Source organism: Klebsiella sp. 141153, assembly GCF_032601995.1.
In the GTDB taxonomy this organism is placed as follows: Bacteria; Pseudomonadota; Gammaproteobacteria; order Enterobacterales; family Enterobacteriaceae; genus Klebsiella; species Klebsiella aerogenes.
This window is the reverse complement of the sequence record NZ_JAQIRJ010000014.1, coordinates 59,115-81,850: the sequence shown is the minus strand read 5'-3', so window position 1 is coordinate 81,850 and position 22,736 is coordinate 59,115. Positions and strand designations below refer to the sequence as shown.

General features: G+C 51.7%; 24 protein-coding genes. 20 read left to right on the top strand and 4 right to left on the bottom strand.

What is annotated here, in order from left to right:
- Positions 1 to 867, bottom strand: a complete 867-nt coding sequence (locus tag PGS10_RS22470) for a MurR/RpiR family transcriptional regulator (RefSeq protein ID WP_316423527.1) — start codon at positions 865 to 867, stop codon at positions 1 to 3.
- Positions 868 to 1,188: 321 nt separating this feature from the next.
- Between PGS10_RS22470 and PGS10_RS22465 the strand changes: the two genes are divergently transcribed.
- Positions 1,189 to 1,950 (top strand): transporter substrate-binding domain-containing protein, encoded by a 762-nt coding sequence (locus tag PGS10_RS22465; RefSeq protein ID WP_047044377.1) that lies wholly within the window; start codon positions 1,189 to 1,191, stop codon positions 1,948 to 1,950.
- A 50-nt stretch (positions 1,951 to 2,000) separates the two neighbouring features.
- Here PGS10_RS22465 and PGS10_RS22460 read toward each other — a convergent pair whose 3' ends face one another.
- Entirely contained in the window at positions 2,001 to 2,609 is a 609-nt protein-coding gene (locus PGS10_RS22460; protein ID WP_047078453.1) for a hypothetical protein, read from the bottom strand.
- A gap of 330 nt (positions 2,610 to 2,939) precedes the next feature.
- A complete protein-coding gene (locus tag PGS10_RS22455; RefSeq protein WP_045395163.1) occupies positions 2,940 to 3,734 on the bottom strand; it encodes an SDR family NAD(P)-dependent oxidoreductase in 795 nt (264 codons plus the stop codon).
- A gap of 325 nt (positions 3,735 to 4,059) precedes the next feature.
- On the opposite strand from PGS10_RS22455, the gene PGS10_RS22450 reads away from it, so the two are divergent.
- From PGS10_RS22450 to PGS10_RS22430, 5 genes are all read left to right on the top strand, one after another.
- Positions 4,060 to 4,842, top strand: coding sequence for an alpha/beta fold hydrolase (locus PGS10_RS22450; RefSeq protein WP_316423524.1), 783 nt, complete (start codon positions 4,060 to 4,062; stop codon positions 4,840 to 4,842).
- Between the two features lie 94 nt (positions 4,843 to 4,936).
- Positions 4,937 to 5,500 (top strand): peptidylprolyl isomerase, encoded by a 564-nt coding sequence (locus PGS10_RS22445; RefSeq protein WP_047044385.1) that lies wholly within the window; start codon positions 4,937 to 4,939, stop codon positions 5,498 to 5,500.
- 41 nt (positions 5,501 to 5,541) lie between these two features.
- Positions 5,542 to 5,868, top strand: a complete 327-nt coding sequence (locus tag PGS10_RS22440; RefSeq protein ID WP_045395158.1) for a hypothetical protein — start codon at positions 5,542 to 5,544, stop codon at positions 5,866 to 5,868.
- A 10-nt stretch (positions 5,869 to 5,878) separates the two neighbouring features.
- Positions 5,879 to 6,715, top strand: coding sequence for an MBL fold metallo-hydrolase (locus tag PGS10_RS22435; RefSeq protein WP_316423523.1), 837 nt, complete (start codon positions 5,879 to 5,881; stop codon positions 6,713 to 6,715).
- 114 nt (positions 6,716 to 6,829) lie between these two features.
- Positions 6,830 to 8,044 carry an acyltransferase family protein gene (locus PGS10_RS22430; RefSeq protein ID WP_316423522.1) on the top strand — a complete coding sequence of 405 codons (1,215 nt, stop codon included), beginning with the start codon at positions 6,830 to 6,832 and terminating at the stop codon, positions 8,042 to 8,044.
- Between the two features lie 218 nt (positions 8,045 to 8,262).
- On the opposite strand, the gene PGS10_RS22425 is transcribed toward PGS10_RS22430, so the two are convergent.
- Complete coding sequence (locus tag PGS10_RS22425; RefSeq protein ID WP_047044392.1) at positions 8,263 to 9,150, bottom strand: LysR family transcriptional regulator; 888 nt, start codon at positions 9,148 to 9,150, stop codon at positions 8,263 to 8,265.
- 411 nt (positions 9,151 to 9,561) lie between these two features.
- On the opposite strand from PGS10_RS22425, the gene PGS10_RS22420 reads away from it, so the two are divergent.
- The 14 genes from PGS10_RS22420 (at position 9,562) to PGS10_RS22355 (ending at position 22,728) form a co-directional block, all read left to right on the top strand.
- Positions 9,562 to 10,989 (top strand): bifunctional 2-methylcitrate dehydratase/aconitate hydratase, encoded by a 1,428-nt coding sequence (locus PGS10_RS22420; protein ID WP_316423521.1) that lies wholly within the window; start codon positions 9,562 to 9,564, stop codon positions 10,987 to 10,989.
- 49 nt (positions 10,990 to 11,038) lie between these two features.
- Positions 11,039 to 12,181 carry a hypothetical protein gene (locus PGS10_RS22415; protein ID WP_316423520.1) on the top strand — a complete coding sequence of 381 codons (1,143 nt, stop codon included), beginning with the start codon at positions 11,039 to 11,041 and terminating at the stop codon, positions 12,179 to 12,181.
- A complete protein-coding gene (locus tag PGS10_RS22410; RefSeq protein WP_316423519.1) occupies positions 12,178 to 13,158 on the top strand; it encodes a hypothetical protein in 981 nt (326 codons plus the stop codon). Before PGS10_RS22415 ends, PGS10_RS22410 begins: the two co-directional genes overlap by 4 nt.
- Before the next feature lie 27 nt (positions 13,159 to 13,185).
- Entirely contained in the window at positions 13,186 to 14,568 is a 1,383-nt protein-coding gene (locus PGS10_RS22405; RefSeq protein ID WP_047050258.1) for an MFS transporter, read from the top strand.
- Positions 14,569 to 14,752: 184 nt separating this feature from the next.
- Positions 14,753 to 15,376 carry a cytochrome c biogenesis heme-transporting ATPase CcmA gene (gene ccmA / locus PGS10_RS22400; protein WP_316423518.1) on the top strand — a complete coding sequence of 208 codons (624 nt, stop codon included), beginning with the start codon at positions 14,753 to 14,755 and terminating at the stop codon, positions 15,374 to 15,376.
- On the top strand, positions 15,373 to 16,032 hold the full coding sequence (gene ccmB / locus PGS10_RS22395) for a heme exporter protein CcmB (RefSeq protein WP_045378271.1): 660 nt from the start codon (positions 15,373 to 15,375) through the stop codon (positions 16,030 to 16,032). The genes ccmA and ccmB overlap by 4 nt, the downstream gene beginning before the upstream one ends.
- A gap of 33 nt (positions 16,033 to 16,065) precedes the next feature.
- Entirely contained in the window at positions 16,066 to 16,812 is a 747-nt protein-coding gene (locus PGS10_RS22390; protein ID WP_045378274.1) for a heme ABC transporter permease, read from the top strand.
- The gene (gene ccmD, locus PGS10_RS22385; protein ID WP_045395139.1) at positions 16,809 to 17,033 is read left to right on the top strand and encodes a heme exporter protein CcmD; all 225 of its coding nucleotides are present in this window, start codon (positions 16,809 to 16,811) and stop codon (positions 17,031 to 17,033) included. Before PGS10_RS22390 ends, ccmD begins: the two co-directional genes overlap by 4 nt.
- The gene (gene ccmE, locus PGS10_RS22380) at positions 17,030 to 17,506 is read left to right on the top strand and encodes a cytochrome c maturation protein CcmE (protein WP_015703212.1); all 477 of its coding nucleotides are present in this window, start codon (positions 17,030 to 17,032) and stop codon (positions 17,504 to 17,506) included. Before ccmD ends, ccmE begins: the two co-directional genes overlap by 4 nt.
- Entirely contained in the window at positions 17,503 to 19,458 is a 1,956-nt protein-coding gene (locus PGS10_RS22375; RefSeq protein ID WP_047066758.1) for a heme lyase CcmF/NrfE family subunit, read from the top strand. Before ccmE ends, PGS10_RS22375 begins: the two co-directional genes overlap by 4 nt.
- The gene (locus PGS10_RS22370) at positions 19,455 to 20,012 is read left to right on the top strand and encodes a DsbE family thiol:disulfide interchange protein (RefSeq protein WP_015370115.1); all 558 of its coding nucleotides are present in this window, start codon (positions 19,455 to 19,457) and stop codon (positions 20,010 to 20,012) included. The genes PGS10_RS22375 and PGS10_RS22370 overlap by 4 nt, the downstream gene beginning before the upstream one ends.
- Positions 20,009 to 20,476: a cytochrome c-type biogenesis protein gene (locus PGS10_RS22365; protein WP_045378283.1), complete on the top strand. Its 468-nt coding sequence runs from the start codon at positions 20,009 to 20,011 to the stop codon at positions 20,474 to 20,476. The genes PGS10_RS22370 and PGS10_RS22365 overlap by 4 nt, the downstream gene beginning before the upstream one ends.
- Complete coding sequence (ccmI, locus tag PGS10_RS22360; protein WP_316423517.1) at positions 20,473 to 21,339, top strand: c-type cytochrome biogenesis protein CcmI; 867 nt, start codon at positions 20,473 to 20,475, stop codon at positions 21,337 to 21,339. Before PGS10_RS22365 ends, ccmI begins: the two co-directional genes overlap by 4 nt.
- Positions 21,340 to 21,564: 225 nt before the next feature.
- Positions 21,565 to 22,728: a NapC/NirT family cytochrome c gene (locus tag PGS10_RS22355; protein WP_006798114.1), complete on the top strand. Its 1,164-nt coding sequence runs from the start codon at positions 21,565 to 21,567 to the stop codon at positions 22,726 to 22,728.
- The last annotated feature ends 8 nt before the right edge of the window (positions 22,729 to 22,736 follow it).

Sequence of the window (22,736 nt, the reverse complement as noted above, 5' to 3'; positions counted from 1 at the left end):
TTAACGTTCAAACTGACCAAATTCCTGCTGCAGCGCGCGGTTCGCGGCAAGGCGGCTGGAGAGGCTCGGCCCCAGCCGTTCCACCACCGCGGAGAGCAGCAGATTAAAAAGACAACCGATCGGCGCCAGCGAATCCCAGAAGTGGCCGGTATCGGTTTTCACCTGTAGTAAATCAACCGGATAGTCGCGCGCCCACGGGCACCAGATATCGGTGACCAGCGCGGTGGCAACTCCGCGTTCGCAGGCGACCCGGCAAAACTGGCGCGCGGCGACGGAGTAAGCGCGGGTATCGGTCAGCACCACATAGGGGTGCTGGTATTCAGAATTCAATGATTCCAGCCAGCTACCAGAGCTGCCGTCGGCGTAGGTCACGCGCGGGCGCAGGTATTCCAGATGGCTGAAGAACGTGTTGGCGATGCCGCGAGTCGACTGAATGCCAATGATGATAACCGCGTCGGCCTCGGCGATGCGTTGACTGACGCGGGCGAAGGTCGGTTCCTGCGCCAGTTGGTAGACATAGCGAATGGCATCCAGCTCCATCTGCAACGACAGGCTAGCGCGATCCGGCTGCGTCTGCTGCTGTGACCAGGAGTCAAGCCGGTCAATCACTCCCCACTGGCGATAGGGCGTTGATGCGGGCTCTTTCAGGCTGTGCTTCACGTCATCGAGATTGCGATAGCCCAGCTTGCGCAGATAGCGGCCTACGGTTATCCCGCTGGTGCCGGTGGCCTGCGCAATGCTGTCGGCGGTCTCAAACGGGATATGCTCCCGATGGCTTAACAGCCAACTGCCAATACGCTTTTCGCTCGGCGTGAGCTGGCTGAAAGTGGATTCAATAATGTGAAACAAGCCGTTGCTATCGTTCATCTCTGCCCTTAATGATAGTTCGCTCTCATTTAACAGAATTCTGATACTCAATTAACAAAGCACGATGTGTGCCAGCTATTGCGGGAAATAGTATTTCCAGCAATATCGCTAATCTATTGGGAGGTGAGCGGATCCTGAGCGTAGGATTTGGTTATTCATTGCACAAATCAGGTGCAATGAATCCTGGTTGTGCATCACAAAAATAAAACATATCGTTAACAATGTGGTTGTGGGCCGGAGCGGTAGAGAGATAATTTTGCTTGCCGTCAGCGACAGACAGAGTGATAACCAAAAAACTGATGATTAAAAAAGGATCATAAAATGAAAGTGAAGGCGGTGCTTGCCCTGACGCTATCCCTGGCCGCACTGGCGGGCCATGCGCGCGATATGCAGTCGATTCAACAAAGCGGCGAGTTAAAAGTCGGCGTACCGGGGGACTACGCGCCGTTGGCGTTTCATAACGGCGCTGGCGAACTTATCGGCTACGACGTCGATATGGCGCACGATCTGGGTAAAACGCTGGGGGTGAAGGTGACGTTTATTATCACCAGTTGGCCAACGCTATCGACTGATTTAAAAGCCGATAAGTTTGATATCGCCATGGGCGGCGTAACGGAGACGGCGGCACGGGCGAAAGATTTCTCCCTGAGCCATCCGGTGGTGGCCAATGGCAAAATCGCCCTCGCTAACTGCAGCGCCGCGCCAGCGCTCGGCAGCCTTGAAAAAATCGACCAGCCGAATGTGAAGGTGATTGTGAACCCCGGCGGCACTAACCAAAGTTTCGTTGATGAGCACATCAAGCATGCGCAGATCATTCGCGTGCAGAACAATGTCGATAATCTGCAGGCGTTACGGCAAAAAACGGCCGATATGATGGTGACCGACCTGATTGAAGGGGAGTATTACCAGAGCAAGGAGCCCGGCGTGTTCTGCGTAGCGAATGAGACACCGTTTCCCGGCACCGCCAGCTATAAGGTCTATATGATGAATAAGGATAATCCGGCGCTGCTTGAGAAAGTGAACCACTGGCTGGATAGCCAGGACAAAAATGTGCTCAAGCGGAAGTGGAAAATTCAGGGGTAATTCATGATTCGTGCTGCCGCCAGAGCATCAGATTCTGGCGGCGCAGTGGATTAGCTTTTCTGTCGCGCCTGATAGCGGAAGTAGCAGTAGTAGCCAATCGAGGCGGTCAGGCAAAGCATGTAGCCGAACGACTCGCTACCCTCTTCAACGGTATTTTTCACCACCCGCGCGTAGTTCTCATCAAGTACGGCGTACCATAAGCCATGCATGCCGAACAGTCGTGAGAAGACCAGAATCGCCAGCAGGCCGCTTATCATCATGCCGTAGTAAGGCGTGCGGGTATATTGCGCCAGTTGCGACAGCGTTTGACGAGAGTGGCGCAGTGGCACGATTAGCGCGGCTATCGTCGTTGCCAGCGCGAACCATACCCAGCTACCGTGAGAAATAAGGTCAAAAAGCGCGTCCAGTTCGCGGATCAGCATCGCCAGGAAGAAGCCGCCAACGAGGATATTACAGTAGCGCAGGAGCTCATATTTTTTCGCCAGCAGGAAGTGAATCAGCACGATTATCGCCAGCACGCCCTCCTGCACCACCTCGGTAAGCGAAATCTCCGGAATATCGTTGCCAAACACCCGAATATCCACCCACAGACAAAGTACCGCGATGGCGGAAGCCGCCGCCGCGCCGAGAAAGAAAAGTAAGCTTCTGATGACAGACATTAACACCACTATTTATGTTCAAAACAGCAATGATAAGTATCATGAATGTTGCTTCCTGTTCACTTTGTGCGACATCGCGGCGTGTTTTAAACCTTTTGAGCTATTTAGCGCTAAATAGCGCAACTGCAGGTGAGAAAGGGGAGCTTTGCTCCCCCCAGACTGCTGACAAAGAAGGAAAAAGCGTGGTTTTTCCTTCTTTGTGGTTATCAGCCGAAAACCAATAAATTGATTTTCCTTGTTATTTGTCTCTTGCAATCTGTAAGTCCAACGGTTGCATGAGGTTTGTCATCAATCTCAGGGGAGCTTTGCTCCCCCTGCTTAGCGGGTAATTCAGACAATATCATCGACCACGCCGCCATCGACCCGCAGCGCGGCGCCGGAGGTGGCAGAAGCCTGCGGCGAACAGACGTAGACTACCATATTGGCCACCTCGTCCACCGAGGCCGCACGCTGAATAACGGAAGCGGGGCGCTGCGCCATAACAAACTCTTTCGCCAGTTGTTCCAGCGGCTTACCGGTGCGGGCGACTTCCTCTTTCATCATTTCGGCAAAACCGTCTGAGAGGGTCGGGCCGGGCAGCACGCTGTTTACGGTGACGCCGCTGCCGGCGACGTATTTCGCCAGCCCGCGGGCCAGCGACAGCTGCGCGGTTTTGGTCACGCCGTAGTGGATCATATCGGCGGGAATATTGCGTGCCGATTCGGAGGAGATAAAGACCACCCGTCCCCAGCCTTTACGCACCATGGCGGGCAACAGCGCGCGTGACAGGCGAACGCCTGACATCACGTTGGTTTGCCAGTAGTTTTCCCAGGTGGCGTCATCGGTGGCGTAAAAATCCTGCGGGCCGTAAATACCGGCGTTATTCACCAGGATATCGACTTCATTCACCGCCTGCAGCAGTTGACTCACCCCGGCGGCGTCACTGAGATCGGCCACTGCGGGATAGGGCCTGAATCCCGGCACCTCCTGTTGCAGCCGCGCCATCGCCGCATTAACGCTATGTTCGCTGCGGCCGTTGATAATCACTTCCGCGCCGCTGGCCGCCAGCCCCTTCGCAATGGCGTAACCAATACCGGCCGTGGACGCCGTTACCAGCGCGACTTTCCCCGATAAATCAATATTCATGGTTGAGCCTTTTTTATGGAATGGAGTAGTAAGCGTAGCAGGTGGGAATTGGGGGGCTTTACCACATCAACAAATTCGATAGCGATATCGAAATTATCCGTTAGAGCACAGGATTAAATTACTCTAATAATACTAGCAGTACTAACAAGATAAGAACATTTATCCGATGTTAATGCGGGAAATAACCTCACGTTTTTCCTGATGAGTGCGCTTGCGGGATAGCTTAAACAGATAAACATTACTTTGGTATAACCGTGCGTCTGAGCCTGTGTACCGGCATCCGGAGTCAATGATAAAAGTAAAAATAAGCATACGGAGATTTTAAATGTTTATCCGACCACTGAAATTAACTCAGCACGTCGATGTACAGGGCCCAGAAAATGCGACGACAGTGATTCTTCTTCACTCGTTAGGAACGGATATGCATCTTTGGGATCTGCAAATGCCGCGATTAACCGAGCGTTATCGAGTAGTCCGCCTGGATATTCGCGGACATGGACTCAGTGCCGTCGACGCGTTGCCTTTTTCAATGGAAGATCTTGCCGATGATGTTATTGCTGTCGTCGATCATCTGAACATCAATAAGTTCTATGTCGTCGGTGTTTCAATTGGCGGCACGATAGCACAATGGATTGGCTTCAAATTACCGCAACGCGTACAGGGAATGGTGATTATTGATACTTCGCTGGTGAATGCCGCTCCGCCCTCGCTATGGCGCGCAAGGGCGGAGGATGTTTTCCAGCATGGTCTTGAGCACCTTGAGAGAGGAATTATCAGTAATTGGGTCACGCCGCAATTTATCGACTCGCCTGAGGCTGACGGTCTGAGGAAAATGCTGCGCAATACAACGGTCGAAGCTTTCTCCGGGTGTTCTTTAGCTATTGCCGATACTGATTTGACTAATATGAATATCCATGACGTTAGTGCGGTTATAGTCAGGGGAGCGGAAGATAAGCTGACTCCGCAAGACTACGCGCAACGTCTGGCGAAAAAGCGTAATGCCGAATTACATGTTATCCCCGGCGCTTCACATTTACCTAATTTAGAAAAACCGGATGCGCTTACCGATGAGATCATTACATTTATTGAGAAAGCGCAAACACATTAATAGATCAATGCCGCGATAAGGGGCCAATCAGCGCGGCTAATGAGCAAATGCAGCGACAGGCGGTAATTTCTGTCGCCAGAATGGAGTAAATGATATGAATCGTCGGTTATTTATTGGCGGCTGCCTGGGATTATGTGCGGGAGCCGTCGCGTTGCCTGCCGCGTTAAAATGGCTAGGTTCTGCAGATGATACTATTGAGATGGAGTTGGATAGTGGCATCGTCACGATAAAGTTATTTTCTGATATTGCCCCTAATCATGTGGCGCGGATTAAGACACTCGTACAGTCTAAATTTTATGATGGTATGCCTTTTTCCAGGGTTATTGATGGGTTTATGGCGCAAACTGGTGAGCCGCTACAAAATACACGGTTTGATCCCAGCGTAATGCCAAAACTGGCTGCGGAGATTAATCATTTGCCGTTTGAACGCGGCACTATTGGCATGGCCAGATCGCGAAATCCGCACAGTGCTTGCCATCAATTTTTTATCACCTCAACCCGCGCTCGATATTTAGATCAAAACTATACCGTCTTTGGTCAGGTTACCAAAGGAATGGAATGGGTGGATAAACTCCGCCGTGGTGATGCCGAGTTGGGCACGGTGGTTAATCCGGATGTGATTAAACGCATGCGTCTGGTGACTACCCATACCGTGTAGTTCCACGTTGCTAAAATACCTGTTGCAGGAGTAGTTTCTAAATGCCCAGTATTACTGTATCTACATCAGCAAGATATCGGTTGGATTCCGCCGCCTTTGCTGAATTTTCGATTGCCCTGGCAAATTTAGCCAAAGAGATACTGCAAGCTAAAGACAATAATATCCACATTACTTATCTCACTGCTGAAATCGGCTATGGTACGCCAGTTTATGTCGAGGCAAAACTCAGACAAGAAATATTTCGTAGCGAGCCGGTGATGAATGAATTTTTACATCAGGTAGATTTGTTAATTAAAGAGAGGATCGGCGTTGTGGCGAGAATTCGCTGTTTCCTTTATCAAGCCAATAATATTTTCGCTAAAAATTAAAGGATAAAATATGAATGAAAAATTGCCAATGAAGGACCTTGGGGATGTCTTAGTGACTGCGGTTAGCGATGGCTACTTGCAGGTTGACTTCGGGCTACTGGCAAATGTAGATGAAACGGAGTGCAGGGCCATTCAGCAAAAATCCTGTCCTGAGGAACCAAATTCAGTTCATATCAATACCTTTTTAGTGCAACAGCAGGGGAAGAATATCCTCATTGATAGCGGTGCTGGTGGCATTAAAGGTTGGGGGGGCGGTTTAGTTAAGAATTTAGCTAAACTGGGCTTGCAACCAGATGATATTGATGCCGTTCTACTCACTCATGCTCATCCCGATCATATTGGTGGCCTGGTTAATGCTCAGGGAGAAGCTATATTTCCTCGCGCGGAGCTATTCATCAGTCGTGATGAATATGATTATCTGCAAGACGATAACCAGTTTGCGACGGTCAGCGATCGCGTTAAAGGTAATTTCCTGTTGGCGCGCAGCGTTTTTAAACAGTATCAAGATCGGCTTCAGTTAATTGATGATGGTGAAGTGCTTGCCGGCATACATGCTATTCCCTTGAAAGGCCATACACCTGGACATACCGGCTATAGCATTGTCGGGAGTCATAACAGCCTATTGATTTGGGGGGATATTGTGCATTTCCCACATATTCAGCTATTAAAGCCGGATGTCACTATCGCCTTTGATTATGATCCTCAGTTGGCAGCGGAGACGCGTGCGCGCATCCTTGAGATGGCCAGCTCCGATCAAGTTCTTGTTGGCGGTATGCATTTTGGTGAGCAGGGTTTTGGTTATATTAAAAAGCTTAACACAGGATATTGCATTATTACTGATGAGTAATAGACATTAATCTGAGTCGATACTGCTTTGCCGTTATTAATTTTTATACCAGTAATCATCTTTCTATTTCAGAATAACTTGGTGATATAAAAATACCATCTGTGGAGGAGTGTAATGAGTTCTGTAATAACAAAAGAAATGAGTAGTGATGAGCTTTACGGTGAAGCACATATCACGCCAGGGATGCAATCAATAGCGGCAGGAGCATTTTCAGTGCGGCCTAAGCTTCCTTCCATCACCGGAAGCAGGTTTTGGGCTGCTTTTTTAGTTTTTTTATTTCATGCATCACTGCCCAGCGATCTCGCCCCATTCGCCAATCCGACGATTCAACATATCTATACCGTTATTGTCGGTAAAGCTGGTTGGCTGGGAGTGTCATACTTCTTTATTTTGAGCGGGTTTATCATGGTATGGTCCGCGAAAGATACGGATACCGTTGGTGATTTTTATCTGCGGCGTTTTGCTAAAATTTATCCAACACATTTCCTGACATGGTTGGTTGCATTTTTAATTGGTGCAGTCAGTATTTATCAATATAAATTATGGTCGACCAATCTGCTGTTGGTGAATACCTGGTTTAACGATGTACATTACTTTTTCGTTGGTAACCGGCCGAGTTGGTCTTTATGCATCGAAGCTATGTTTTATCTCTCTTTTCCATTCCTTTACCGGATTATGAAGACGATCCCGACAAAGCATGATTTATTTGCTCTGTTGTTGGTCACAATGGCATCGTTAGCAGTCCAGGTTGCGATCTATCTGTGGGCTGAACCGAATAAAATGATGGGAGCATTCCCTATTTCTCAACATCATTTCTGGATTTCGTATATTTTCCCTCCGGCACGTATTTTTGAGTTTCTGGCCGGTATGTTTGCTGCACGACTACTCATCAATGGCCGGGCAATTATGTTGTCGAAAACGGTATCACTTGCCTTACTGGTGGCAACGTATATTGCTTCTATGTATATTCCATACCAATTTAGTATGAGTGTCGTATTTATCATTCCTGTTTGCTTGTTAATTACCTCTTTTGCCGGCGATGACTTGAAAACCAGGAAAACTGCATTGAATTCGCCAACCTCGGTTTGGTTAGGAGAGATCTCTTATGCATTCTATATGGTTCATTTCTTAGTACTGTTTTATTTTTTGAATTTAACGGCAGGGAGAAAGTTTGATTTAGCTGAAGGGATTGGGCTTATCGCTGTTGCTCTGGTTCTGTCAATTGCTTTCGCCGCTTTTTTATACAAATACTTCGAAGTACCGATGATGAAAACGATTCTGGCAAAGTTTCGGGAAAGAAGGTTGGTCAGCCTGCGCGAACCCTCATGATGACAGATTGAATATTCAGCATTTCTGGTGGGAGGCATGCGTCAATGAGATGCACTCCCACGCTTTACTGCTTAATCAGTATGAAAGCCGCAGCTTTCTACAAGATTTTCCTTGAATGACAACATATCCCCGCTAATCACCTTTACCGATCGTCTTCAATAGGTAGGTGTATTTTATAATGTGGTGCGAGCATAATTTATGCAGTTCATATGAGTTAGTTAATAACCGATATCGCGCAGCCGAGGATCCTGGAACACAGAGGTCATCATACCGGTGAATTTGGCGATATCCAGATAGGCACAGTCTGTTCGGTACACCAACTCGATTTTGAAGTCATTGAACTGCCCGGAGAGCTGATGAATCTTAATCTTGCTCTTAACTTCACTACTAATAGAACAGCGCAACACCAACGATACCCCTTTACCCGCGGCAATGCTTGAGAACAGCACTGGATAAGATCCGCATTCAACGACACGTTTTGGCGTGATATTGCCTTCATTGAACAGCACATTGAAGTTGCGCGTAGACGTTGCACATTTTTTACTACTGAGCAAAAAGACTTCGCCATCCAGACTGGAGATATCAGTAATGGGAGGTTGATTTTTCTCGGTGATAATTACCAGCTCGCTTGAGAGCAATATGGAACGTGCATGTTGTGTATTGGAAAATCCGGCGCCAATAATTACCGCATCAAATTCGTTTTTATCAAAGGCGCTGAGCAAACTAATTGTGTTGCCGATTGATATGTCGATGTTCCAGCCCAGCTCCTGGCCTAAATCAATCAAGGAACTAATAATATAGGGGGGTAAACATTCAATTATTCCAACTCTTATCGTCAACTGACTGCTTTTAGAGTAGGAAATGTTGTTTTTGCAATCGTCCGCCAGGTTCAGAATTTTGAGTGCATACTCATAAAGTATCTGGCCTTGCGCTGTGGGAGTGCATCCTTCGGTTTTCCTGTCTAACAGGGTGACATCCAGGTTGTCCTCGAGACTTCGTATTCGGTGGGAAATGCTTGATTGCACTCGATTCAGGCGCTCTGCGGCTTGGGTTATATTCCCTGTCTCCACCACCGTCACGAACGCAAGAAGTTCACTTAGCTTCATTTGAGACCTCATGCTAAAAGTTAGTTTAATGTTGCGATTGTATTTATAATTTGTGACGTTTGTTTTGTCATCATGTTTCTAATTGCCAGTGTTGGTAGTGCTGGCCAGAGAGCGTCACAGCGAAGACGTTCGACATCAATAAGCTTATTCGTATATCAATTCGTATGCCCTGAATCTCCATTGCAATGAGCCATGCTCTGTTGAATATCATTAAGGTATCAATCTTTTCGATGAATACCTCGATTTTATTCGCTGGTTTTTTATTGCCGCGCCAATTACGATTTAATCAGTAAGGCCAATTATTCATTTTATAATCAAGTGGTTACACATCCTCTTGTATTCAGTCATCTCGCTTTTCTGGCCTTTATTACTCGTATTGATGAAACCTTCATTTCGTTTATGGGATAAAACATGGCGCACGCTGAGTTTGATAAAATAATGATCGATCTGGTTGATTATGCCTACGAGCAAACAGCCTTTAATAATGAGACGCTCCGGATGGCGCGTTTTTGTCTGCTGGATTCAATAGGCTGTGCGATAGCCGCCTCTACAGATGCCGACTGTTCCAGACTCATGCGCAGCGCGCAATTCAGTCGCAACCCTCAGGGGGTCCCGGTCATGGGGACGTCATTGCGGTTAGGGCCAATCGAAGCGGCTTTTCAAATTGGTTCGATGATCCGCTGGCTTGAGTTTAACGATACCTGGCTGGCGCAAGAGTGGGGACATCCGTCCGATAACCTTGGGGCAATCCTGGCCGCTGCCGCGTGGCGGAGCCTCTCCGATAGCGCCCAGCCAGAGGTAAGTATGGCGGCGGTTCTGAACACCATGGTCAGGGCGTATGAAATTCATGGCGTACTGTGCCTGTCGAACTGTTTTAATGCGCTAGGTATTGATCATGTCGTGCTGGTCAAGGTGGCTTCGGCGATTGCAGCTGCACAGATCATGGGATTATCGAAGGATCAGGCGCTGAGTGCGCTTTCCAACGTGATAATTGATGGCCATGCGCTCAGAACTTACCGACATGCACCTAATGCAGGCACCCGTAAATCATGGGCCGCCGGCGATGCCACAGCTCGCGGACTGCAATTGGCGCTGTTTGCCCAGGCAGATGAGATGGGGTATCCGACGGCGTTAACGGCTAAACGCTGGGGATTTGATGATGCGGTGCTACGCGGTCAGTCGTTCAACCTGACGCGAGATCTCTCAGACTTCGTCATCAATAATATATTGTTTAAAGTTCCCAATCCTGCTGAATATCATGCTCAGACCGCGGTCGAGGCGGCAATTAACCTGCGTAAAAAAATACTTGCCGCCGGTTATTCACCTGAATCAATCGAATATGTTCGCGTAGAAACGACGCGTCCGGCGATTCAAATTATTGATAAATCAGGTGTGCTGAATAACTCAGCCGATCGCGACCACTGCCTGCAATATATGGTAGCGGTAGGGCTACAAACTGGAAATCTGACGATTAGGGATTTCCATGAGCCATTGGCCTGCGATCCGCAACTGGAAGCCTTACGCCACAAAATTACCTGTACTGAACGTCCTTCTTTTACCGAAAGCTACTACGACCCAGAAAAACGCGCGATCCCGAATGCGCTGTACATTAAATGTCGTGGAATGACGGAGGAGATTGCCGAGCTTATTGAATATCCGCTTGGTCACGTCCGCCGTCGTGAGGAGTGTTTTGACGCACTGTTAACCAAATTCCATCTGAATCTTTCAGACAGCCCGCTACGCGATCGGGCGGACAGACTGGCCGATATCCTAACCACTGGCCCGGCGCTTGAGACTATGTCTGTTAATGAGTTCCTGAAACTTTTTTCCTGGCATTAATCCATTTCTGAATCATTGACATAAATTTATAACGCTAAAGGTGAATGAAGTGAAAAAGGCAATACTGGTTGGCTGTGGTGCAGAGATTGGCGCAAATCTGTTGATTCAAAACGATCCGCAGAATGATGGTTTCGTGGTGCAGACCGTAGTAACGAATCCGCCTGCTACTGATAAACACTATCCGGAGTTACGTCCGATTGATGGCATTGTGGCGCGTCTGGCGATGGCGCAACCTGGCATCCAGTCCCGGGTCGAGATAATCAATGACGATACGTTGCAAATTGACGGTCGTGAAATTCATTTCTTCTTTGGCGATTTAGCCAAAGTGTGCCCACCCGTTAACGGGCGCTTTGATATCGGTTTTATTGCCACCAGCAAACAGGATATGGATCGGCACAGTCCTGTTGCTCGCAACATGCAGGAGCTGGCCAATGTAGTGCTGGGTGTCGCTGAGGCTGATAGCCTAAAAAGTATTTATGGCTGCCTTGGCGATCTGACGAGTGACGATATCAGTACGATTCAGCGTAAGGTAGTAAGTTCTGGTATGTACTGTCTGGGTTCCTGCCAGACCAATGGGATGCATGCTTCATTACGTGTTGTGGTTGAGGCACTAAATGCTATCCATGGCAACGCTTCGCAAATTGTGTCGGTTGAAACCGATATTGTGCATCCAGATACGCCGAATGGCGTACTTGGCACTCGCTCCTTTGAAGGCCGTATGCAGGATGCTCGCGACAATCTGCGTCCCAGCTTCTCGCAAATTGCCATGAGCCAGAAAAAAGTCATGCCGTGGGCGCCGTTGGTGAATACGGTGTCGCTTCGCGCGCCAGTTCATGCCCCTGGCTATCAGATTAACCGCTTTATCGTCGAAGATAACGGTGCTTTAACGACTGGTTTAATTGAAGCTGCCATTGAGCGCGTGAACAAGCTGCATCCTCATGTAGTGATGGCCTCGCGGTCGCCTCTTGGGGGACGCGCTTATGCTTATGAGCGCCGCTGTTCGACAATTCTCTCTGACGCTAACCATTTACTCATTCTTCGACCCACATATCTGGCGAAGCAGAATCTGAGCGAAGTGATTATCCAGTCCTTTGTTAACAATTCGGTAGGGTATACCGCAGTTGTTCGCGCCGTTGCGCGCAATATTGCCCAAGGTCTACCGGTGGCGACCTTTCAGGAGATTGAAAAATGACACGTTCCCATACCGTTGATTTTTTAAATTCTGGTTTTGTGGTGAAAACCGCCATGTCTCCTGATTTCAATAGCAAGCTAAAGGCTGAGGTTGAGCAAATCCGCGCGTTACATACTCTTTATCCGGAACTGATGGTGCCGGTGTTACATGAGGGGGTTGCCGCCGGACGTCAGTTTTATGTTCTGGAAAAGAAAGCCTCACTTCCGCTATCGGCTATCGTGCTTGATGAACAAAGGACGCTCGCGGCGCGGCGCAAAATAGTTCTGAATGCCCTGGAGAACATCCAAACCGCGATTGGACTGGAGATAGAAAACCAACCTGCACGGGTCAGCGATATGCCAGCCAGGTTGCAGGAGGAGTGGGAAGCTACGCGATTTGCGCACGATCTGTTTGATAAACCGGTTTTACTGAATGGCGTCCGTTTTAGCATTACCGCCAGAGAGGTTATCGAAAAAGCGATCGAGATGGCGCGTGGTGAAGAATTCCGATCGGTAGAAAAGGCTCATTTCAATTTTCACTTTGGCAACGTGCTTTATGACGAAGAACGTTCATTGACTCATTTCATCGATCCTGATTTTTCCGTCAGTGGCCTCGATCCCCTTTTCGGCTTTTCGCGCTTTGCTTTTTCGTTCTGGCATGAGCTGGCAGCCGAGGTTGAAGACGCAGTGAAAATGGTTCCGATGTCTGACGCGCTCATGTTTGTTCTGGCGAAACAGGATTACGGCAATATTCTCAGCGAAATTCCGGAAATTGGCGGTATTTCCGGGCTGCTGCCGATAATGGGCGAGAATATGCGTCATCGCTTTTATGTCCTCACCGCTTACTGCTTCCTCAGGAGCATCCGTATTAATGGCAGCAAGCAGCCGTGGAAAACGCCGCGCTCTCCGGTTATCGCCCGGCCTGAGGAGGTACTTATGCTTGGGATGCTGACCTATCTCGAAGGGACAAGTGTCGCGAGCGAAAGTCTGTGCGCGTAATTTCATTCTAATAAAGGACCTGCGGATATGTCGTTGGTAAGTAGTAGTACTCTTGATCAAGGTTTTGAGGCGCCGAGGCGCTATTTAGCCGCCGCGGCCATATTAATTGGCGTGCTGATGGCGGCGCTGGATAGCTCTATTGTCAATATCGCATTGCCCACCATTGCCAGTGCGTTACAGGTCGATTCGGCGTCCAGTATCTGGATCACCAACGGCTATCAGGTAGCCAGCGCGGCGACGATGCTGATTTGCGCGTCGCTGGGCAGCAGAATCGGTGAGAAGCGTTTTTACACGGCGGGAATGGTGTTATTTACGCTCTCTTCGCTGGGCTGTAGCCTTGCGCCGACCTTTGGCGTACTGGTTACCATGCGGATACTACAAGGGGTAAGTTATGCGGTCATGATAAGCGTGGGGCTGGGATTGTACCGGGTTATTTTTCCACCTCGCGCGCTAGGAACGATATTCGGGCTGAATGCGCTGGCCTTTGCGGTTGGCACGGCAATCGGTCCGGCGTTGGGCGGACTTATCATTTCGTATCTTTCCTGGCCGTGGCTTTTCTATATCAATATCCCGCTTGGCGGCGCTGCGATTATTTTCTCCCTGATTTCATTAGGGGCGGATAACGAAAAGGAGAAGGGCTTTGATTGGGCAGGGGCTCTGAGTTCGGCAGCAGCATTGGGCTTAATGGTGGTGGCAGTCGATCAAATTGGCCGCTGGGAGAGCCTGACGCTTATCTATTGCGCGGCGGCGTCAGTGGCGTTATTTGCTTTCTTTATTATCGTCCAGACACGAGCAAAGCACCCCTTATTGCCGCTTGATATATTTCGTTCACGGCAATATAGCTTTGCGGTGCTTTCATCCGTCTCTATGTTCGTGGCTCAGGGAATGGCGCTGGTCGGCTTACCGTTTGTGTTGCAACATAGCTATCACTATTCAGTGCTTGAATCGGCGTTTATCTTTACGCCGTGGCCGGTGGCTGTCGCCTTCTGTGCCCCGGTAGCGGGAAGACTGTCAAACCGTTTTAATCCGACGCAAATTTCTACCGTCGGGGTGGTTATCTTTTGTCTTGGCTTAGGGTCGTTGGCGCTATTGCCGCACGCTGCGACGGTGAATGATTTCTTGTGGCGCGTTGCCGTTTGCGGGGTGGGGTATGGCTTATTCCTGCCGCCAAACAACAAGGAGATGTTTGCCAATGTTTCAGCAAATCGCACGGTAACGGCCTCCGGCGTACTATCAACGGCCAGGACGACAGGGCAGTCCATCGGTGCGGCGCTGGTGGCGATGGTCATTGCGCTGTTGAACGGCTTAACCGGCCCAGGCGGCGCACAGTTTGCCGTTTATGTGTTTGGCTTCGCCTGCGCTATTGCGGCAATATCCTCTATTGCCAGCACCTTACGCTTGCATCGCTAAAGAAGGGAATGCCGGTAGTGGTGAAAATGCAACCGCTACTGGCATGTTCGATTATGTGTTTTTAGCATTTTTACCCGCTTAGCTCCGGTATAAAATTTTTAATACATTCAGCAAAACAGATTGTTTTCTTTCGTTATAATAAGGCACTTGAATGCGCTGACGCCCGGACTGGACCTGCTTTCTGATGCTGGACATACAAAATATCGCCTGCCTGCGGGATGAACGAACCCTTTTTACCCACTTATCGTTTTCGGTACAGCCAGGCGAGATTATTCAAATTTCAGGCCCCAACGGCGCGGGAAAAACCTCGTTATTACATCTCTTAACCGGGTTATCGACGCCAGAAGAAGGGGAAATTCTCTGGCAGGGCAAACCGCTGCGGCGTACTCGCGATAGCTGGCACGCGCAGCTCTTATGGCTCGGTCATCAGGTTGGGGTGAAAGGGGCGCTCACGGCGGACGAAAATCTGCGCTTTTACCATCCCGAGGCGACCATTGAGGCGCGATGGCAGGCGCTGGCGCAGGTTGAGCTGGTGGGCTTTGAAGATGTTCCCGTAGCGCAACTCTCCGCAGGGCAACAGCGGCGCGTCGCGCTGGCGAGACTATGGCTCAGCCGCGCGACGTTCTGGATTTTAGATGAACCCTTCACCGCGCTCGATGCGGCTGGCGTACAAACGCTGACCACCCGGCTGGAGCAGCACGTCGGCCAGGGCGGTGCGGTCATCCTGACCACCCATCAACCCCTGCGCCCGCTCTGCGTTCCCTTACGCACGATTATGCTGAATGACGATGAGGCGGCTGCGGCATGATCAAGCAGATATTCTGGCGCGACCTGCGCCTTGCCTTTCGCAATTACGCCGAAATTATCAACCCGCTGTGGTTTTTCCTGATTATTATCACCCTGTTCCCCCTCAGTATCGGCCCTGAACCGCAGCTGCTCCGGCAGATTGCGCCGGGCATTGTGTGGGTGGCGGCGCTGCTCTCTTCGCTGCTGGCAATGGACCGGCTGTTTCGCGATGACTGGCTGGATGGCTCGCTGCAGCAAATGATGCTGATGCCGGTACCGCTGTCGCTGGTGGTGCTGGCAAAGATTGCGGCGCATTGGGTGGTCTCCGGGCTGCCGCTGCTGATAATCTCTCCGCTGATCGCCATGTTATTCGGACTTTCGACGGCGGAGTGGCAGGTGCTGGCCCTGACGCTATTGATGGGCACGCCAACGCTGAGCTTTATTGGCGCCATCGGCGTGGGGCTGACCGTCGGCCTTCGGCGCGGCGGCGTATTGCTGAGCCTGCTGGTGCTGCCGCTGATGATTCCGTTACTGATTTTCGCCACCGCCGCCGTGGGCGCGGCGCAGATGCAGTTACCGGTTGACGGCTATATGGCCATCCTTGGCGCCTTTCTGGCAGGAAGCGCCACTTTAAGTCCGTTTGCTACCGCGGCGGCACTCAGAATTAGCGTGCAATAATTCCCGTTCCCTCGGGGCAATGAGGCAAAAAAAATGTGGAAAGTGTTACATCAACTCGCCATTCCAGAGCGCCTGTATAGCGTATGCGGACGATGCATTCCGCTGATGGCTATCCTCAGCGCGCTGTTTCTGGTGGTGGGCTGCGTCTGGGGATTTGTCTACGCCCCGGCAGATTATCAACAGGGTGAAAGCTATCGCATCATGTATCTGCACGTCCCGGCGGCGATGTGGTCGATGGGGATTTACGGCTCAATGGCCGTGACCGCTTTTGTCGGCCTGGTCTGGCAGATGAAAATGGCGGATAAAGCGGTGATGGCGATGGCGCTGCCAGGCGCGGTTTATACCTTTATTGCGCTGGTGACCGGTTCCGCGTGGGGAAAACCGATGTGGGGAACCTGGTGGGTGTGGGATGCGCGTCTGACATCCGAACTGGTCCTGCTGTTTTTATACGTCGGGGTGATTGGCCTGTATCACGCTTTTGACGATCGCCGGCTGGCCGGGCGCGCCGCCGGGATACTGGTGCTGGTCGGGGTGGTCAACCTGCCGATTATTCATTATTCCGTGGAGTGGTGGAACACCCTCCATCAGGGCTCGACCAATATGCAGAAAACCATCGACCCGTCGATGCGCATGCCGTTGCGTTTAACCATTTTCGGTTTCTTATTCCTCTTTATTACTCTGACATTAATGCGTATGCGTAATTTAATTCTGTTGCAGGAGCGCCGCCGCCCGTGGGTCGTGGCGCTGGCTGGCGCAAGTAAGCGTGAGGAGAACTCATGACCAGCGCTTTTCACTCCTGGAGCGATTTCTGGCAGATGGGCGGCTACGCCTTTTATGTCTGGCTGGCGGTTGCAGTGACGGTCATCGCGCTGCTGATTTTGTTCATCCACACCCGCTGGCAGCGCCGGGCGCTACTGGCGGATATACGCCGGCAGATGGCGCGCGAGCGCCGGGTATCGGCGGCGCGTAAGCAAAGGTCAATGAAGGGAGATGCGTTGTGAATCCTCGGCGTAAAGTACGTCTCTGGCTCGCCTGCGGAGTGATTGGGGGGCTGGCGCTGACCGTTGGTCTGGTGATGTATGCATTAAGCTCCAATATCGATCTCTTCTATACACCGGGCGAAGTGATATACGGTAAACGGGAAAATGGCCAGAAGCCAGAGCCGGGGCAGCGTCTACGTATCGGCGGCATGGTGATGCCCGGCAGCGTGAAGCGTGACGATAAAACCCTCGATGTGACCTTCAAACTCTATGATGCCCGCGGCGTCGTCGAGGTGAGCTATACCGGGATCCTGCCGGCGTTGTTCCGCGAAGGGCAGGGGGTCGTAGCCCAGGGGACGCTGCAGGACGGGACGCATATCCGCGCGAAAGAAGTGCTGGCGAAACACGATGAAAATTACACCCCTCCGGAAGTGAAAGAAGCGATGGAAGAGAATCATCATCCGGCTGAGAAGCCGCAGGGAGCCGCGCAATGATCCCTGAAATCGGCCTCTTCCTGCTGTGCCTGGCGTTGGGCATTTCCTGCCTGCTGGCGCTATTTCCCAGCTGGGGCGCGATGCGGCAGGATGCGCGGATGATGGCGCTGGCGAAGCCGCTGTCGGTAGCGATGTTTGCCGCCATCCTCGGGGCGTTTCTCATTCTGGTGTACGCCTTTGTGGTGAATGACTTCACCGTTCTGTATGTCGTCAGTAACTCGAATACGCTGCTGCCGGTGTGGTATCGCGTCGCGGCGACCTGGGGGGCGCACGAGGGATCGTTGTTGCTGTGGGTATTGCTGATGAGCGGCTGGACCTGCGCGGTCGCGGCCCTGAGCCGTAATATTCCGCTGGAAGCCTCTTCGCGCGTGCTGGCGGTGATGGGGATGATCTCCTTCTGCTTCCTGGCGTTTATCCTGCTGACCTCAAATCCGTTCGTGCGCACGCTACCTGATTTCCCCATCGAAGGGCGCGATCTGAACCCGATGCTGCAGGATATCGGGCTGATCTTCCACCCGCCTATGCTGTACATGGGCTACGTGGGCTTCTCCGTGGCTTTCGCTTTCGCCATTGCGTCGCTGATGACCGGGCGTCTTGATAGCGCGTGGGCGCGCTGGTCACGCCCGTGGACGCTGGCGGCGTGGAGCTTTCTGACGGTCGGTATCGTGCTGGGGTCGGCGTGGGCCTATTATGAGCTCGGCTGGGGCGGCTGGTGGTTCTGGGATCCGGTAGAAAACGCCTCCCTGATGCCGTGGCTGGCGGGAACCGCGCTGATCCACTCGCTATCGGTCACCGAAAAGCGCGGCAGCTTTAAATCCTGGACCGTGCTGCTGGCGATTCTGGCGTTCTCGCTGTGCCTGCTGGGTACTTTCCTGGTGCGTTCCGGGGTACTGATTTCCGTACACTCCTTCGCTTCTGATCCTACGCGCGGCATGTTTATTCTGGCGCTGCTGGTGATCACTATCGGCGGTTCGCTGCTGTTATTCGCCATCAAAGGCGGCAAGGTACGCTCCCGGGTGCGTCACGAACTGTGGTCGCGCGAGTCGCTGCTGCTGGGCAACAATGTGCTGCTGATTGCCGCCATGCTGGTGGTACTGCTGGGAACGCTGCTGCCGCTGATACATAAGTTATTGGGATTAGGCAGCATTTCTATCGGCGAGCCGTTCTTTAATTCCCTCTTTATTGCGCTGATGATCCCGTTCTCGCTGCTGCTTGGCATCGGGCCGCTGGTGCGCTGGCGTCGCGATGAATTCCACAAGCTGCGTAAGCGGCTGCTGATTGCCGCGGTGGTTGCCATCGTACTGGCCATCGCACTGCCGTGGCTGATGCAGGATCGTATTAAAGCCATGACCGTGGTTGGCCTGCTGATGTCGCTATGGGCATTCGTGCTTACCGTGATGGAAGTGGTGGAGCGCGCCACCGACCGCCATCCCTTCTGGCGCGGGTTGACCCGCCTCGGACGCAGTCACTGGGGAATGGTCGCCGGCCACGTAGGGCTGGTGGTCACCGTCATTGGCATCGCCTTCAGTCAGAATTACAGCATCGAACGTGACGTGCGGATGAAGCCGGGCGATAGCGTCGATATCCACCAGTATCACTTTGTGTTCCGTGACGTGCGGGATATCACCGGGCCGAACTACTTCGGCGGTGAAGGGGTGATCGAAGTTTCTCAAAATGGCCGTCACGTGAGTACGCTGCGGGCGGAAAAACGCATTTACAGCAGCAGCCGGATGGAAATGACCGAAGCCGCCATCGACGGCGGGCTGGTACGCGACCTGTACGCTGCGCTGGGTGAAGAGCTGGCCGACGGTAGCTGGGCGGTGCGCTTGTACTATAAACCTTTTGTTCGCTGGATCTGGTTCGGCGGGATGTTAATGGCGTTTGGCGGCGTGCTGTGCATTCTGGACCCACGTTACCGCTTACGTAAATCACTGCCGGAGAACGCGTCATGAACCGCAAAGTCTTATATTTACCGCTGGCTATCTTTCTGATTCTGGCGGCGGCACTGATGTGGCAACTAATGCGCAACAGCGACGGCGACGATCCTACCGTGCTTGAATCGGCGCTGGTGGGTAAGCCTCTGCCGGATTTCCGCCTGGCGTCACTGGAAAAACCGGATGTCATGCTGGATCCCTCTAACATTATCAATGGTAAGCCGGTGCTGATTAACGTCTGGGCCACCTGGTGCCCCACCTGTCGGGCGGAGCATCAGTATTTACGCTCCCTGGCGGCGCAGGGTATTCGCATCGTTGGCATCAACTATAAAGACGATCGCCAGAAAGCGGTGAACTGGCTGCACGAATTGGGCAACCCGTATGCGCTGGGGGTGTTTGACGGCGACGGTATGCTGGGGCTGGATCTTGGCGTGTATGGCGCGCCGGAAACTTTCCTCATCGACGGCAAAGGCATTATCCGCTACCGCCATGCCGGCGATGTGAACGAGCGGGTCTGGCAGCAGGAGATTCTGCCGCTGTGGAATAAATATAGCCAGCAGGGGGGCGCGTGAAATATCTGCTCATCACTTTACTGACGGCGCTGCTCTCGTTTCAGGCGCTGGCGGCGATTGATACCTATCCATTTAAAGATGAAGCCCAGGAGCAGCAGTTCCGCCAGTTGACCGAACAGCTACGCTGCCCGAAATGCCAGAACAACAGTATTGCCGATTCGAACTCGATGATTGCCGCCGACATGCGCAAAAAGGTCTGGCAATTGATGGAGCAGGGACAAAGCAATCAGCAAATCACCGATTATATGGTGGCGCGCTACGGCAACTTCGTGACCTACGAACCGCCGGTGACCCCCGCGACGATTATCCTCTGGCTGCTGCCGGCTTGTTTTGTTGTGGGCGGCGCGCTGGTGATTTTTCGTTTAAGCCGTCGCTCGCGTGCTGAACGCGTCAGCGAACTGAGCGCGCAGGAACAGGAACGCCTAAAGGCGCTGCTTGATGACAATAAAAGGACCCTGAAATGATTGTCGCTTTGCTCATCATGTTGGTTTTACTGCTGGGAACCGCGGCGCTGTTGTTTATTCCGTGGAGCGGCAGGCAGCGCGTTGACCGCAATACCATGAACCATATGATTTATCGGGCGCGCCTGCAGGAGCTTGATGAGGACATTTCAGCGGTGAACGCGGCGCAGCAACAGCAGCTGGTTGACGATTTACGCTTGAATTTATTGGAAGATTTGCCTGAATCTGCCGAAACGAATCACAAAAATAGTAGTTATTGGGTGTATATTCTTGGGGTTATTATACTAACCTCTTTATGCGTAGGGGTTTTTATCCGAACGAGTTACATGACCCGCGTGGTTGAGTGGCAGCAAGTTGTCCAGCAAACGCCGCAGCTGATGCAGCGGGTGATGGATCCGCAGGGCAAACCGTTGTCGGAAGAAGAGCTGTTTCGACTGGCGCTGGGGCTACGTACCCGCCTGCAGCAATACCCGGCCGACCAGTTGAGCTGGACGATGCTCGGCAGGCTGCAACTGGTGCTCAATAATCCAGGCGCCGCGTTACAGGCGTTTGATAAGGCACGACAGCTGGCGCCAGGCAACGCCGATGCGCAGCTGGGATATACCGAAGCGTTACTTCACTCTACGGATCCCAACGATAGCCGTGAAGCCCAGCAACTGCTCGATACGTTGCTGAAGAATAACCATAACGATGTGCGGGTGCTGAGCCTCGCGGCGTTTAACGCCTTTGAACATCAGCAGTATGACAAAGCGATCGCGGCGTGGCAGCTGATGCTGCAGCTGTTACCGGCGGATGATACTCAACGTGAAATTATCATTCGTAGTATTGACCGGGCGAAAAAAGAACAAGCCGCTACACTGAAATAATTAAAATAACGTGAGTATTGCTCGAAGGCATATTGGATTTGCAATGGGTTATCGCTCTGAAATCACAGGATAATCATCCCCGGCTGATTATCCTGGCTCCGAAAATCTCCAAAAACACAGTTGGATTAGAAGGTGAGTGTAATCGTTATAAATTTATTTATATAACGATTGCCATCTGGCAGGGACTTTTGCGTCTTTCATTTAGGAAAAGGGTTAAATAATAAGATGAGTAAACTTTCACTGGAACGCTCTGGTAGGCGAAAAATTATATTTATCGCCTTGCTGGTTGGGATCATTATTGGCGTGGTGTTGCTGGCCGGCACTGCGACTATTATGCATAAAACCAGCGATACCGAATTTTGTGTGTCGTGTCATACCATGCAGCAGCCTCTGGCGGAATATCAGGGCAGCGTGCATTTCCAGAACGATAAAGGTATTCGCGCCGAGTGCGCCGATTGCCACGTTCCTCATCAGCCGATCGATTATATGCTGACCAAAATTGGCGCCCTGAAAGATGTCTGGGGTGAAATGACCGGCAAAATCGACACCCCGGAAAAATACGAGGCGCATAAACTGGCGATGGCCCAGAGCGTCTGGGATGGGTTGAAGAAGAGCGATTCGGCGACCTGCCGTTCCTGCCACGACTATAAAGCGATGGATATTCTGGCACAGACTCCTGAAGCCCGTAAGCAGCATCCGGTCGCGATCAAAGAGGGCGAAACCTGCATCGACTGCCATAAAGGCGTGGCGCATATTCTGCCGAACATGAGCGGCCTGGCGGCGGCAGGGGCGAGCGAGCTCGCTAACGCGGCGGCGAAAACCCCGGCGACCGCGACCACCCTTTACACCATTCAGACCCAGCCGTTCTGGCTGAGCGAGAAAGCGGGTGACCATAACGACGGTAACCTGATGGCCTCCACTGAAGTGAAAGTGGTGAAACGTGAAGGCGACATGGTGCTGGCGGATGTTCATGGCTGGCAACAGGATGGCGTTACCGAAGCCTTCTACGCCGCGCGCGGTAAACGCATCATGAGCGCGCTGCTGGGCGAAGAAGCTCGCAAAGCGTTAAAAGTGTCTGGCTCCGTTACCGATGAAGAGACTAAACAGGTCTGGCATGAAGTCGATCTGCAGGTCTGGCTGCCTGCGAAAAATCTGATTGGCGATCAGCAAAAAATCTGGAGTTACGCTTCTGAATTAATGGCTAACAACTGTACCGGCTGTCATGGCCTGACCGAGTTGAATCGCTTTAACGCCAACCAGTGGATTGGGGTGGTTAAAGGTATGTCCGGCCGTACTTCACTGACTCAGGAACAGGTTCGTCTCCTGACCCAGTACGTACAAAAACATGCGAGCGACATGCCAGCAGCGGCCAATCAGGACAAACAATAAGGAGCCAT

Coding starts and splice junctions, on each gene's coding strand:
- PGS10_RS22470 (WP_316423527.1), bottom strand. CDS start 867: ATGAACGATAGCAACGGCTTGTTTCACATTATTGAATCCACTTTCAGC.
- PGS10_RS22355 (WP_006798114.1), top strand. CDS start 21,565: ATGAGTAAACTTTCACTGGAACGCTCTGGTAGGCGAAAAATTATATTT.
- ccmI (WP_316423517.1), top strand. CDS start 20,473: ATGATTGTCGCTTTGCTCATCATGTTGGTTTTACTGCTGGGAACCGCG.
- PGS10_RS22450 (WP_316423524.1), top strand. CDS start 4,060: ATGTTTATCCGACCACTGAAATTAACTCAGCACGTCGATGTACAGGGC.
- PGS10_RS22405 (WP_047050258.1), top strand. CDS start 13,186: ATGTCGTTGGTAAGTAGTAGTACTCTTGATCAAGGTTTTGAGGCGCCG.
- ccmD (WP_045395139.1), top strand. CDS start 16,809: ATGACCAGCGCTTTTCACTCCTGGAGCGATTTCTGGCAGATGGGCGGC.
- PGS10_RS22425 (WP_047044392.1), bottom strand. CDS start 9,150: ATGAAGCTAAGTGAACTTCTTGCGTTCGTGACGGTGGTGGAGACAGGG.
- PGS10_RS22430 (WP_316423522.1), top strand. CDS start 6,830: ATGAGTTCTGTAATAACAAAAGAAATGAGTAGTGATGAGCTTTACGGT.
- PGS10_RS22445 (WP_047044385.1), top strand. CDS start 4,937: ATGAATCGTCGGTTATTTATTGGCGGCTGCCTGGGATTATGTGCGGGA.
- ccmA (WP_316423518.1), top strand. CDS start 14,753: ATGCTGGACATACAAAATATCGCCTGCCTGCGGGATGAACGAACCCTT.
- PGS10_RS22375 (WP_047066758.1), top strand. CDS start 17,503: ATGATCCCTGAAATCGGCCTCTTCCTGCTGTGCCTGGCGTTGGGCATT.
- PGS10_RS22460 (WP_047078453.1), bottom strand. CDS start 2,609: ATGTCTGTCATCAGAAGCTTACTTTTCTTTCTCGGCGCGGCGGCGGCT.
- PGS10_RS22440 (WP_045395158.1), top strand. CDS start 5,542: ATGCCCAGTATTACTGTATCTACATCAGCAAGATATCGGTTGGATTCC.
- PGS10_RS22410 (WP_316423519.1), top strand. CDS start 12,178: ATGACACGTTCCCATACCGTTGATTTTTTAAATTCTGGTTTTGTGGTG.
- ccmB (WP_045378271.1), top strand. CDS start 15,373: ATGATCAAGCAGATATTCTGGCGCGACCTGCGCCTTGCCTTTCGCAAT.
- PGS10_RS22420 (WP_316423521.1), top strand. CDS start 9,562: ATGGCGCACGCTGAGTTTGATAAAATAATGATCGATCTGGTTGATTAT.
- PGS10_RS22455 (WP_045395163.1), bottom strand. CDS start 3,734: ATGAATATTGATTTATCGGGGAAAGTCGCGCTGGTAACGGCGTCCACG.
- PGS10_RS22370 (WP_015370115.1), top strand. CDS start 19,455: ATGAACCGCAAAGTCTTATATTTACCGCTGGCTATCTTTCTGATTCTG.
- PGS10_RS22465 (WP_047044377.1), top strand. CDS start 1,189: ATGAAAGTGAAGGCGGTGCTTGCCCTGACGCTATCCCTGGCCGCACTG.
- PGS10_RS22390 (WP_045378274.1), top strand. CDS start 16,066: ATGTGGAAAGTGTTACATCAACTCGCCATTCCAGAGCGCCTGTATAGC.
- PGS10_RS22435 (WP_316423523.1), top strand. CDS start 5,879: ATGAATGAAAAATTGCCAATGAAGGACCTTGGGGATGTCTTAGTGACT.